We start from the raw sequence: 13,722 nt of genomic DNA, 5'->3' as shown, positions 1-13,722 counted from the left end.
GTAATATTAAAATCCAACATTTATACCCGCAACAAACATTTTAGATGTTGGGTATCCATCACCACCCTCAGGATCGTATCCTTTGTACTTTGTAATTGTAAAGAGGTTCCTTCCGGTTACATACACTCTCAGATTACTCATTTTTGCTTTCTTAACAAATCCTTCGGTGAAGTTATACGATAACGAAAGTGCCGCCATTCTTAAGAAAGAGGTATTTTGGATCGCGTAATCAGTTTCTCCGACACCATAACGTCCGCTGCCTGTGTAGGCTCTTGGAATGTTAGAATTCGTATTTTCAGGCGTCCAGCGATCAAGTACATCAGTAATGCCAGCATATTCCCCTGAACCATTCAACAAACCTTCGTACAAACCGCTAATCGCTTTGCCTCCGTAGTTGTAGTTAAATACTGCGTTTAATGAAAGGTTTTTGTAGGCAAAATTTGTAGAGAAACCGCCGTAGAATTTAGGATCCTTTTTCCCAACAACAATTCTATCAGCATCATCTATCTTATTATCTCCATTAACGTCAACCGGAATAATATCACCTGGATGAATTACGCGCCCCCCATAATCAATATCCTTAATGCGCTCAAGGTCTGATTGTTGGGCTATTTTTTCAAATTTATAGGTATAGATAGAATTTAGTGACTGATTTAAAAACAAGTTTCCTTCCCTCTGTATATCTACTCCGGTAAATCCTCCATAATTATATATCGCGTCAACACTTCCATATAACTTTGTGATCTTATTTTTATAAGAAGAAAGATTTACACCAAAATCCCATTTGAAATCCTCCTGGTCAATAATCTCGGCGTTAACGTTAAACTCTACTCCTTTGTTTAATAATGAGCCTACGTTATCGATTGTGTTTTTAAAACCTGAAGTGGTAGATAAAGTTCTTTCCATTAACAGATCATCATTATGAATTACAAAATAATCGGCACTAAATGACAATCTACTGTTCAATAAGGCTACATCTACCCCTAAATTCAGCTGCTTTTGCTTTTCCCATACCAGGTTTGGATTTCCTAAACGACCATCTGAAACATAGGTTACGGAATTATCTGAGAAAACAGGCCTGTACAACGAACGATAAGCGAAATTAGGGATGTTTTGATTACCTGCAATACCGTATCCTGCGCGTAGTTTTAGTGCATCGACATTTATGCCTTCAAAGAAACTTTCTTTAGATATATCCCATGCCAGGGCAAGTGAGGGAAACAGGCCCCATTTATTTCCGTTACCAAATCTAGACGAGCCATCGTACCTTCCAGTTAAGGTTGCGAAATACTTATTGTCATAATTGTAGTTAAATCTTGCCACATAGCTGATCAGTGAGTTGGTTACAAAATCAGAGCCCAGCTGAAATTGCTCTTTTAGGTAGGCACCGCCAAGGTATTTATAAGAGAAATCATCTGTCGCGAAGCCTGAAGCATCAATCTGATTGTAATTGTAGTTGTTCTGAGTTAAACCAAAACTTACTAAACCAGAGAAATTATGTTTTCCGTATGACTTATCGTAAGATACAGAATTATCCCATTGCCAGTTCATCCAGCTTTCTTTCTTTTGTGTTGCCCTTCCGTTATAAGAGTTTCGCAGCGACTGTCCTAAATCTTTTGGGATATAGTTAAAGTAATCTTGTGACCTCACATCGAATGATATGCCTGTACGAATATTTAAGCCAGGTATTGGTGTTGCTACTGCATAATTTGAAGTGAGCAAACGGTTTTGTTTTCCTTTACCATCGATAGTTAAACTTCTGATTGGGTTATAAAGATCTGTACTCTGAATTCCTTTCCAGCTTAAATAGGTTATTTTATCATCGATAGGCAATAGTGGATTCGCGTTAGCAGCTATTCCAAATACGCCGCCATCTATGTATGATTCTTCTGTTCTAGAAAAACCGGTATTGGTTCCAATTTTAAACCACGGCTTAATTTTCTGATCAAGATTGATCTGGCCACCATATCGTTTATAATTTGAAGTTTTCAATAAACCACCCTGGTCTGTGTAGTTAAAACTCACATACATGGAGCCATCTTCGCCTCCCTTCGAAAACGTGGCGGTATGGTTTTGCTGTATTCCTTTTTTGGTGATCTGATCAAGCCAGTTGTATGATTCACCACGATTATATACAGCCAGCTCATCTGCCCCAAATGCAATAGAGTTAGGGCCGAGCAGCGTATTGATATATGCCTGCCTGTCTGCAGTAGGATTACCATCCATATATTTGTTAGCGTAGGCATCCAGTCTCAGGTCGACTATTTGTTGCGCATTCAGATAAGATAAGTTTCTTGTGAACGATTGTACGCCCACCCACGCACTATATTCAATCTTTCCTTCTCCACTCTTACCTTTTTTGGTGGTAATCAATATCACCCCATTTGCACCCCTTGATCCATATAAAGCAGTCGCCGATGCATCTTTTAATACATCAATACTAGCGATGTCATCAGGGTTTATGGTATTGAAAGCTTGTTCTATTACCAAACCATCAACTACGTAAATAGGATCGGCACCAAATTTAATGGAGTTATTTCCCCTTACTTTTATAGACACACCACCACCTGGTCTCGGGTCATTACTTTGTACCAGCACACCGGCAATACGCCCTTGCATGGCCTGGTTAACATTAGTTACCGGTAACTCACTAATGGTTTTATCTGTTATTCCTGCAACAGATCCGGTAAGGTCCTTTTTCTTAATGGTTACACCAACTACGGTTACTTCCTCCAAATTATTATCCTCTGGGACAAGAGATACGTTCATTGTGGTCGAAGCAGGAAGTTCCTGAGTTACATAGCCCACAGAGGTAAAAACTATTGTTGAATTTGAAGTGGTATTTAGCGCAAACTTACCATCTTTATCGGTTGATATACCGGTGCCTGTGCCCTTGACCTTCACTGAAACACCTGGAATGGGTAATTTGTCGTCCTTTCCGGTTACCCGGCCTGCGACATTAATTGAATTCTGAGCGAAAACTGTAAAACTACACTGTAAAATGAGAAATATGAGCAAAGCATACCATCTTACAGTTCCTTTAATCGTAAAGAAAGACATAGTGAATAATATTTGGTTAATCCCGTTTAATATTTGTTAGGATAAACTTACGGGGAAATTAGAAGCCAGAAATGGACTAACTAAGACAAATAATGGACAATATTATCATAACTGAAGTGTTACAAAATGTAAAATAAGTAACATTTATTATACCTTAGCATTTAAAATATGACAGAGGAGAAAAAGAAAATTAAAGAAGGATTTTTGGGTCAAAAAATGATTGTCCTTACGCCCAATATTAGGAAAAGCATTAAGAACAATCCCCTAATCAATTCTTTTTACCTTACGGCAATCGGCTACTATCCACATGCCTTGGGACATGATCGTGAGCGAAAAACAGGTTCAGCCGAGTTCATTTTACTTTACTGTATAGATGGAGAAGGCTCTGTGGAATTGGACAATAAGGTTTATGTTTTAAAAGCAAACACATTTTTTATCATCCCTAAAAATATACCCCACAGGTATTTTAGCTCGTTAAAAAACCCTTGGAGTATATATTGGATGCATTTTAGTGGGGTCAATTCAAGGATGATTTATGAACGTTCTCTTGTTGAGGGGCAACATGAGGTTCATTCAATTCCCTTTGAGCAGGACAGAATAGATATTTTTAATCAAATATATACCATGCTTGAAGAGAGTTTTGGTACAAAAGAAATGGAGATCATGAACTTCAGACTACTCTATTTCGTAACCTCGCTAATTTATTATAAAGAAATAAACCCTTCTGTTTATAGTAAAGACGCGGTAAGCAGTTCAATTTCATTTATGAAAGACAATCTTGATAAGAAACTTACAGTAAATCAGCTTGCTGATCAACAAAAGATCTCTCTATCACACTACTTAAGGATATTTAAACAAAAAACTGGTATTTCACCCATAGCTTATTACAATCAGCTCAAAATACAGCATTCCTGTCAATATCTTTACTTTACTGACAAAAGCATTAAAGAGATTTGCGCTGTGTTGGGTATTGATGATCAATATTATTTTTCACGATTATTTAGCAAACTCATCGGTACTTCTCCCTCAGAATACAGGAAGAAACATAAAAAATAACTTTAGTTCTTCACCCTGTTCTTTTCACTTTCTGCTCCTGATTCACCATGTTTGGCTGGTGTACTGAAGGCTTTTCCAAAGCGGTAGTTAAAGGAAAGCACTGCAGTTCTTGAATCACCTTTGTTGGTCCAGTTAGCATCGGTTTGTGTAAGGTTATTAATAACTCCCCTATTAATTCTACTATAAAACAAATCATTGATGGCTAACTTCAAAGTTGTGCTAGGCGACAATTTCTTTTGAATGGCTGTACTGGCCTGCCATATACTTTTCAGTTCGAATTGAACATCTATAATCCGGTTCCTATAATTACCACTTAGTTCTGCGTCCCAATCTTTCCCTAAAGCAAATTTTGCATTTGCACTGGTAAAACAGAAAGTACCACTGGTATTAAGTTTTCCTGTATAAAAATCGCTTACTGTTTTGATGTTAGTCACCTCCGCATAAAAATCAAGACTAAGCCACCTTGCAGCATCAAATGTTCCGTTAAAAGAGATGCTTTTAACCTTTTTTTTCCCAATATTACCAGGTCTGCTGTAGTAAGTACCGTTTAATATCTCAATAGTTTCATTAACTTCATCCCTGGATTTTGAATAGCTTATGGTAGTGGTATACTTGTTTTTATAGGTATGGGACAATTCTATTGATTGGGTGTATGACGGTCTCAGAAATGGATTTCCAACATAAAAGGTGAATTTGTCTAATGGTGAGATAAAAGGATTTAAATCCTGGTAATATGGACGATCAATTCTCCTTCCATAATTAAGGCCTATTTGATTGTTAGCAGCTGTATCCAACTTATACAATACATATACAGTAGGAAAAAGCCCAGTATAATTTCTTTTAAATGCCGAATCAGGCTTCATTGCGTTACCTAGTTGATGACCATCGGAGAAAGTATTCTCGAGCCTTAACCCAAGTTGTACAGAGATTTTTTTCATTTCTCTGTTTAAATTCAGGTAGGCGGCGCTGATATGCTCTTTGTATATGAAATGATTGCTCTTGTCGAAATCCGGTTTAGTAATTTCATTTATGGTATAGGCATAATCTGCAGTATTATCGGTTTTGGTATAACTGGTCTTTAATCCAGTTGTCAGTTTCCATTCAAACTTTAATGGCAACGAATAATCAGTTTTCATAGAATAGATATCAATGTTTCCAGGAAGGTATCCCGTCAGGACATCTTCTGATTTTAGTGATCCGTTTGCAAAAAAACTTGAATTATAATAAGTTTGTTTGGTTTTGTTCCTGTAAGCCAGATAATCGGCATCGGCAGTAATACCATGTCCCTTTTTATCAAATTGATGTCGATAGTTTAAATTAATACCGCCATTACTAAAATCAATTATATCAATATTTTTAGCCTTAATAACGGAGTCGAGTTGTTGTACTGAATTCAGTAGATTACTAGAATTATTGTTTATCTGTGTAGATGCTCTCGACATTCCGCTAACAAGGATGCCCCAGGTCGTATTATCAGACTGATAATAATCAGCCCCCGCTTTCGTATTTAAAGAATTTCCATGTCTGTCAAAATAGCTGTTCTGGTTAAAATACGATTTTGGACTGTTGTCAGCATTTTTATAGGTGCGGTTGATATCAAGATCCGAAAAGCCGGTATTGTAGTTGTAACTGAAATTTACAAAGTAATTAAACTTATTGTTCCTTAGGTTGAAGTTCAGACTATTTAGGGTTTTTGTTTTTTGGCCTTGATTAAGGCTTAGGTTAAAGCCACCATTAAAGCCTTTAAGATTTCCCTTTTTGGTTTTTATATTAATTACCCCCGCGTTACCTGCTGCATCATACTTAGCAGGAGGATTTGTCATGATCTCTATCTGTTCTAATGACGAGGATGGTAGCGATTTCAAGTAGTTTTCCAGATCCGCGCCGGAAAGATATGTTGGTTTATCGTCGATGAGCAGCAATACCCCCTGCTTGCCTTTTAAAGTTATTGTGCCGTTCTGGTCAACCTGCACACCCGGAGATTTCTCCAGAACTTCTAATGCAGTAGAACCGGTATTGGATATCAGGGCATCTACGTTTACAATCACACGATCAATCTTACGTTCAATAAAAGATTTTTTACCTGTAATATTTACCTGATTAAGGCTATTACTGGAAGGAATAAGTTTAATATTAGGGATAAAAAAGCTAGGCTGTGCTGTATTTAAAGTGATCACCTCACTCTTATAGCTGGTATAACCCATTGCAGAAACTTTTATTTGATAGTCCCCTGCCTTCAACTGATTGAAACTGAATTTACCATCGCTTTCAGTAAAGGTAGATTTCAGTACAACTGAATCTTTAGCATTAAGCAAGGCAACTGTAGCCAGATCAAAGGTCTTATTTTCCGTATCCCTTATCTGTCCGGAAATACTTGCCTCAGTCTGTTGGGCAAAGGTAACAATTGGGACAATACAAATCCCTATGGCCAAAATAGCCAATATTTTTTTTGTCATCATCGAAGATTAATTTTTAAAATCCGGGCATAGTATGTCCCTTTCAGTGTTTAAAATGACGCTGGTTGTTGCAATAGTGTAAAGTAAGATTAAACTATTTTTAATCAGTGTTTACTGTTGTAGTAATTGTTCCTTTACGATTTTTGAGATACTTTTTCATATACTTCTGGTGAACCGCATCCGATTGTTTCCTGCCGTTAATGATCAGTTCATCGGCGTCCAGCTTGTATTTAAAGTTATTTGTTTGTTGTAATAAGCCATCGTTTTGCAGTTCCTTAGTCATATCTTTTGGTTCTGCCCGATCCTGAATCACTACTCCGTCACCGATTCTAACTTTCGGAGCTACCGGCTTGGCAGGAATATATGGTTTTCTATATACAGGAGCTATCGGGGCTACCGGCACTGGGGGAACCGGATAATGTTCCGGATCGGCGACGTATTTTGCCGCCTCATCAGCATATTTTGCAGCATCCTTTTTATACTGCTGACTTGCAGCAGCGTATTTTGCAGCCTCTTTTTCATACCTGGCAGTATCATAAATTTTGTTACTTAGGTCCTTCTGGCTTGCTATTTCATGTGCTGCTTTTGCCTTTTCGGCTTCCTCTCTTTTTTGTTCGGCAATAACCCTCGTCTTTTCTCTTGTCTGTTCGGCAGTTTTGGCATAATTAGCCTTTCTGTGTTTAACTGCCGGAGTCTTTTTAGCGAGACGCTTCGTTGTATTATGCTTTATAGTTGTATCCTGATATGGCTTTATATTAACCACTTCACTAACCGGATGTTTATCGGACACAACAGCGTTTTTACTTGTGGTAAAAGCTGCTGTAAAAATCAACGTTGATATCAAGGTAGCGGTCAGAATAATTTTCTCCATTTTGTTTAGCGAAGAACTTTTGTTGAATACCATCCTGCTCACGCGCTCCAAAAGTTGATTCTTTCTGCCGGTAAGCGCCATAACATATTGGTTTGATTGAAATTCCTGACAAGAAACAAGCGCTTGAATATAGTCTTGCTTATTCAAAGTACAAGTTAACGCAAGATCATCGCAGCAGTTTTCTCTTTCTTCTTTGATCAATTTAGACAACCACAATACAGCAGGATTAAAAAAGAATATGATCTCAATCAAGCTTTGAAGTATGTTTACCAGGTAATCACTACGCTTAATATGTGCAAGTTCATGACTGATTATCGCTTCAACTTCGGCAGCAGACAATCCATTTAACAAACCAAGTGGAATCAATATCACAGGCTTCAGGTGTCCTGCAACAACGGGTACTTTCGTAAGCCCAGATTGTAGAATCTGAATATTTTTGGGGATCTTCAATTTAATTGAAAGTTCGGTTACCTTATTTTCCCAGAAATCACCCGCTGAATAGATTTGGGTATTCTTTAGATAGTAAATTGCATGCATTCCCATCATGAGCTGTATGCATTTAATGCAAATGATCAAAAACCAAATCATTACGATTTGAACGGAATAAGATGTCCATATATTCATCAAATACCCCATTCCATCAATAAATCCAGAACTGCCCTGAGTTAAAGACTGAGAATTGACTGCAGTGGCGGCTTCTTTGCTTATTTGGGGCGAGAAAAGTGTCGCTCCCCCTGACTTACTCAAACTTTGATGGATACTCCCTGAGTTTAAGGTATCATAAAACACCAGGCTCATGATGATCACAAACAAAAACAAAACAGCAGTAAGTAAATTATACCTTATTGCAGCACTGCTTTTTTTTGTAGTAACTATAATCAGACTTGTTAATAAAGCAAGGATCATCCCTATCCATAATGAATGGAAAAAAGTGATACATAAAGCATATTGAAATTCCATAATTGTGGTTCTTAAATTATTCGAATTTTTATTATTTATCTAGTTTCTTTAACATCTGTTTAATAGCATCAAGATCTTCTTTGGAAGTCTTTTCATTTCCTAATAATTGCATGACTAGTTTTGAAGCAGATCCTTTATATAAGGTATTTACGAAACGATTCAAGAGTTGATCCTTAGTTTTATTTTCGGCTTCTACGGGAATGTATATATGCTTCATCTGGCGCTCATCGCGTTTAAGAATCCCTTTATCTGCCATGATTTGCATTTGCTTAAGTGTAGAGGTGTAATTTACATCTCTTTGCTCATTCAGTGTGTCATTAACAAAGCGCACTGTAGAAGGGCCAAATTCCCATAAAACCTGTAAAATTTCAAGCTCCGCTCTTGTAGGCTCAGGAATAGCATCAATAGGTTTATTCTGTTTCATAATATAAAGGTAGGATAACTTTCGTACGAAACAAACAATATGTGAAATATTTTTTTTAAGCTTTCTTTTTAATATCGCTTATGATCTTAACAGCATGGTCTCTTGAGTTTTCTATAAACCATAAATGGGTATCCATACCTCCACAAACAACACCTGCCAAATAAATACCCTTTTCATTGGTCTCCATTGTTTGTGAATTGTGTTCCGGCAGGCACTTATCGTCTTCACTAAGCTTAACACCAAATTTTCTTAGCAGCTCAAAATTGGGTTGATAACCGGTTAAGGCCAGCACAAAATCATTTGGTATGGTAATTATTCCCTCTGGTGTTCGAATATCAGCGGTCTCATTTGCTATGCTAACCAATTCAGAATGGAAATAAGCTTTAATGTTTCCTTCCTCAATGCGATTCATAACATCCGGTCTAACCCAGTATTTAACCCGCTTACTTATCGATTCGTCTCGGACTACCATGGTTACATTGGCGCCCTTTCTATAGGTTTCCAAGGCAGCATCTACCGATGAATTACTGGCCCCAATTACAATAACATTTTGCATTGCATAATAATGCGGGTCTTTATAATAGTGCGCTACTTTGGGAAGATCTTCGCCGGGTATATCTATTTTGTTCGGGAGATCATAAAATCCGGTAGAGATGATAATATTTCTGGTAAGATAGCTTGATTTTGAAGTGGTTACTATAAAGCCAACATCTTGCTTCGCAACATCGTCAACAGATTCAAAAAGCTTTGTATTTAATTCAAATTTAAGTGCTACCCTGCGGTAATACTCTAATGCTTCGGACCTGGTAGGTTTAGGATTATTTGAAACAAAAGGAACTCCCCCTATTTCCAGTTTCTCTGATGTGGAGAAGAAAGTCATATTCTGAGGATAATTATATAATGAATTCACCAGACATCCTTTTTCGATGATCACATACGATAAGCCTGCTTTTTTTGCTTCAATACCGCAGGCAATACCAATTGGCCCTGCTCCTATAATAAGTATATCTGTAACTTCCATTTTATTATTAACTCATTGAAGGAAAAGATATTCCCTTAATTTTCCTAAATAACTCAACAGCATAGATATCTGTCATTCCTGAAACAAAATCCAATACGCTTTGGATTTTAGAATAAACATCATTCTTCTCTGTTAAAAATTGCTTCGGTATCAATTCAACCAGTTTCTTATGGTATTTTGATTCGTTTTGCAGGTAGGCTGGAATAAACTCTTCTAAAAGCCCGCCCATTACCTGATAACCTGCTACTTCGATCTGTACAACAGAAGAATAGTTATAAATTTTTTTAACTGAAATCTTTTCTATTTCTTTCATTACGGATAAGAATGGCGCTTCAATAGCATCCATCAAACTTATATTGAAGTCACCGTTTAATATCGATTCCTGTTCCTGATAAAATACATTTGAACATTGCCATATCAATGTGCTTATCGATTTTGCCCTCATGAGCGTGATTTTGGCATCATCATCTTCCATTTCAGCTAGCCTTGACGGCATTTTAACATCATTGCACAAAGGCAAAAGTAAAGTTTCAACTTCCTTGTACGAAAGGATTTTTAAACGATGTGCATCCTCCAGATCAATAATATTATAACAAATGTCATCTGCTGCTTCTACTAAATACACAAGTGGGTGTCGCTTATAAATTAAAGGCGATTCCTGAACCTTAATAAGATCCATCTCTGCAGCAATCTTTTCAAATCCGCTTTGCTCTGACTGGAAGAAACCGTATTTTTTAGTATAAATATTCTTTTTATTATGGCCTGCTACAGATGCACATGGATATTTAGCTATCGCAGCAAGTGTAGAGTAAGTTAATGCAAATCCTCCTGTTCCTTTTCCTGCAAATGGGTGGGTTAATATTCTTAATGCATTGGCATTTCCCTCAAAATGGATCAAATCTTCCCACTGTGCCTCATTTACCTGTTCCTGATATATCTTCCCATCACCACTGTTAAAATAGTGCGATATGGCTGATTCACCAGAATGACCAAAGGCCGGATTACCCAGATCATGAGCCAAGCAAGCAGATGCAATAATGTTTCCTATTTCACATAGCAGCGGACAGGTTTCATCTATATTGGCATCTGAGTCTTTTATCCTGTTGTAAAAGATCGTACCCAATGATCGCCCAACACTCGCAACTTCCAGGCTGTGTGTAAGTCGGTTATGAACAAACACACTGCCTGGTAAAGGAAATACCTGGGTTTTGTTTTGTAATCTTCTAAAAGGTGATGAAAATATGATCCTGTCATAATCTCTTTGAAACTCGGAACGAGCTTCTTTTTGATTTCCAGTAAACCTATCTTCATTTCCCCATCGTTTTGATGACAATAACTTTTCCCAATTCATAGCTTAAAAATAAGCACGAAGTTAAGGTATTAAATCAGTTTTCCATGAGCCATCTATCAACCTCAAAATACTCAGTGGGTTACTGTTTTGTAATGCTGCAGGAAGTAATTCATCTGGAATATCCTGATAAGACACCGGTCTTAAAAAACGATAAATTGCTGCAGTACCCACAGATGTTGATCTTCCATCGGTGGTTGACGGGAATGGTCCACCATGTTGCATTGAATGACAAACTTCTACACCTGTAGGAAAACCGTTATAGATCACACGACCCGCTTTTTGGGTGATTATATCAATTACAGGAATCAAATTACCTTTATCTTCAGGTTCGGCATGAACAGTAGCCGTAAGCTGCCCTTCCAATTGATTTAAAACCAGATGAAGCTGGGCTGTATCTTTTATCAATACAAAAAGTGTTACCGGACCAAAAACCTCCTCGTTTAACTGTTTATTCGAAAGGAAATCATCTGCTGAAACCGTAAAAGCAATTGATCTGGCCTCATTTCTCTCGTCATTTGCTAATTTTGTTCCCTCAGCCAAAACATTAACTCCGTTAACCGTTTTAGTCGTTTCGATACCTTTACTGTATGATTGGCAGATATTCTTGTTCAACATTGTTGCAGGTTCAGTTGCTCCCAGATGTTTCACAAAGTGATTTAGAAAATATTTACTCGCTTCGCTTTCTATTAGTAATACCAATCCAGGATTAGTACAAAATTGGCCTGCCCCCATAGTTACTGAGCCGGCCAATCCTTTAGCAATTGCTTCTCCTTTTACTTTTAATGCTTCTTCCATCAAAATAACCGGATTTATAGCACTCATTTCTGCATATACAGGAATGGGTTCTGGTCTTTTCGCAGCCGCATTAAAAAGAGTCATGCCTACTTTTCTTGATCCTGTAAAACCCACTGCCTTTATAGCAGGGTGCTGTACGAGTCTTACCGACTGATCGTTTGTAAGGTTTAAGGCTGAAAATACACCCTCAGGCATGCCTGTTCTTTTAGCTGCCTGAATAATTGCAGAAGATATCAATTCGCTGGTGCCAGGATGAGATGGATGTGTTTTAACAATTACAGGACAGCCTGCAGCAAGTGCCGAAGCAGTATCGCCTCCTGCTGTAGAGAAAGCCAATGGGAAATTACTGGCACCATAAACTGCAACAGGGCCAATTGGAATAAGCATTCTTCTGATGTCAGATTTTGGTAATGGTACTCTTTCAGGTTGTGCAGTATCTATTCTTGCATCCACATACCAGCCGTCACGTAGTAACTGGGCAAACATTTTTAACTGACCAAAGGTACGGCCTCTTTCGCCTGTTATTCGTCCAATGGGCAAACCTGATTCTGTAACAGCTCTTTCTATCAATGTTTCTTCCAGCGCCATTATTTCTTCTGCAATTGCTTCTAAAAACTCAGCACGCTTAATTGTTGAAATATTTTTATAGCTAACAAAAGCATCCTGTGCTAATGATAATGCCCGTTCAAGTTCTTTCTCTGTTGCGTAAGTAAACTTTTCTGATATTAAAACATTCCCAGTGGGATTGAAAGCCTGAAAGCTATCGGTTCCATTGCCACTACGAATATTTCCAATAAAATTCTCACCTGTTATAGACACCATATTTAGTAAAATTTAAAGCTATTTTTTATACACGAATAGCTATGTGATTTGTTAATGTTCCAATATTATCAATACTTATGCTAACCTCGTCCTTTTCATTCAAAGTAAAGTCATTAGGAGGTACAATACAAGTTCCGGTCATTAAAAAACATCCGTTTTTAAAGTCGCACTCAGCATACAAATAGATTACTAACTCATTCAGAGAGCGTTTCATTCTGCTAATAGAAACCGAATCGCGAAAAACCTCCTTACTGTTTCGGTTGATAACCATCTCTATCATTGTTTTATCGGATATCGGCTTTTCAGGTATATATAAACACGGTCCAAGAGCAGCACTTCTTTCATAAATCTTTGCCTGCGGCAGATACAACGTGTTTTCTCCTTCAATGCTTCTGGAACTCATGTCGTTTCCTATAGTATAAGCCTGTATGTTTCCGGAAGCGTTGATAAACAAAGTCAATTCAGGTTCCGGCACGTTCCAGGTCGAATCTTTTCTAATGTTTACGTGTTGTTTATGTCCAGCTACACGATGAGGTAATGATTTAAAGAATAATTCAGGACGATCTGCATCATAAACTTTATCATACATGCTTGCCCCACCGGAATCTTTAGATTCCTCTTTTCTGGCATCGCGACTGCGCAGATAGGTTACTCCTGCTGCCCAAACTTCCTGCTGTCCAATTGGTGCCTCAACATCGTTTTCTAATATTGCTAATGCTTTATTTTCCTGCAAAGATTCAGGACTCTCACTAAGTACATGAACTAAATATTTGTAGAGGTTGTCATTATTAATCAATGTATCCCAATCAGTATTAAGTAAATAATATCCCGCATCACTATGCAAAATAGCACCTTGTTTAGTTTTATATAATTTCATAATGTATTTATTCGTTTTAATTTGAAATT

The 13,722-nt window shown here is 37.5% G+C and carries 9 protein-coding genes; 1 reads left to right on the top strand and 8 read right to left on the bottom strand.

The genetic code is table 11. The features are described 5' to 3' along the window. Positions 1 to 6: 6 nt before the first annotated feature. Positions 7 to 3,060 carry a SusC/RagA family TonB-linked outer membrane protein gene (locus tag HQN86_RS20485; RefSeq protein ID WP_216854467.1) on the bottom strand — a complete coding sequence of 1,018 codons (3,054 nt, stop codon included), beginning with the start codon at positions 3,058 to 3,060 and terminating at the stop codon, positions 7 to 9. A gap of 168 nt (positions 3,061 to 3,228) precedes the next feature. On the opposite strand from HQN86_RS20485, the gene HQN86_RS20480 reads away from it, so the two are divergent. Further along, positions 3,229 to 4,116, top strand: a complete 888-nt coding sequence (locus HQN86_RS20480) for an AraC family transcriptional regulator (RefSeq protein ID WP_172662755.1) — start codon at positions 3,229 to 3,231, stop codon at positions 4,114 to 4,116. A gap of 2 nt (positions 4,117 to 4,118) precedes the next feature. Here the strand turns inward: HQN86_RS20480 and HQN86_RS20475 are convergent, their stop codons facing one another. The 7 genes from HQN86_RS20475 to HQN86_RS20445 form a co-directional block, all read right to left on the bottom strand. Then, on the bottom strand, positions 4,119 to 6,575 hold the full coding sequence (locus HQN86_RS20475) for an outer membrane beta-barrel protein (RefSeq protein ID WP_172662754.1): 2,457 nt from the start codon (positions 6,573 to 6,575) through the stop codon (positions 4,119 to 4,121). 97 nt (positions 6,576 to 6,672) lie between these two features. Next, complete coding sequence (locus HQN86_RS20470; RefSeq protein ID WP_172662753.1) at positions 6,673 to 8,403, bottom strand: M56 family metallopeptidase; 1,731 nt, start codon at positions 8,401 to 8,403, stop codon at positions 6,673 to 6,675. Between the two features lie 31 nt (positions 8,404 to 8,434). Beyond that, positions 8,435 to 8,827, bottom strand: coding sequence for a BlaI/MecI/CopY family transcriptional regulator (locus HQN86_RS20465; RefSeq protein WP_172662752.1), 393 nt, complete (start codon positions 8,825 to 8,827; stop codon positions 8,435 to 8,437). 55 nt (positions 8,828 to 8,882) lie between these two features. Further along, complete coding sequence (locus tag HQN86_RS20460) at positions 8,883 to 9,848, bottom strand: YpdA family putative bacillithiol disulfide reductase (protein WP_172662751.1); 966 nt, start codon at positions 9,846 to 9,848, stop codon at positions 8,883 to 8,885. A 7-nt stretch (positions 9,849 to 9,855) separates the two neighbouring features. Beyond that, the gene (locus tag HQN86_RS20455) at positions 9,856 to 11,199 is read right to left on the bottom strand and encodes a deoxyguanosinetriphosphate triphosphohydrolase (RefSeq protein WP_172662750.1); all 1,344 of its coding nucleotides are present in this window, start codon (positions 11,197 to 11,199) and stop codon (positions 9,856 to 9,858) included. 21 nt (positions 11,200 to 11,220) lie between these two features. Further along, positions 11,221 to 12,816 (bottom strand): aldehyde dehydrogenase (NADP(+)), encoded by a 1,596-nt coding sequence (locus HQN86_RS20450; protein ID WP_172662749.1) that lies wholly within the window; start codon positions 12,814 to 12,816, stop codon positions 11,221 to 11,223. A 25-nt stretch (positions 12,817 to 12,841) separates the two neighbouring features. Next, complete coding sequence (locus tag HQN86_RS20445; protein ID WP_172662748.1) at positions 12,842 to 13,693, bottom strand: fumarylacetoacetate hydrolase family protein; 852 nt, start codon at positions 13,691 to 13,693, stop codon at positions 12,842 to 12,844. Positions 13,694 to 13,722: the final 29 nt, after the last annotated feature.

The sequence above is a fragment of the Pedobacter panaciterrae genome, assembly GCF_013204795.1.
GTDB classification, from domain to species: domain Bacteria; phylum Bacteroidota; class Bacteroidia; order Sphingobacteriales; family Sphingobacteriaceae; genus Pedobacter; species Pedobacter panaciterrae.
Note: the sequence above shows the minus strand (reverse complement) of the source record. Positions and strands in the feature narration are given on the sequence as shown.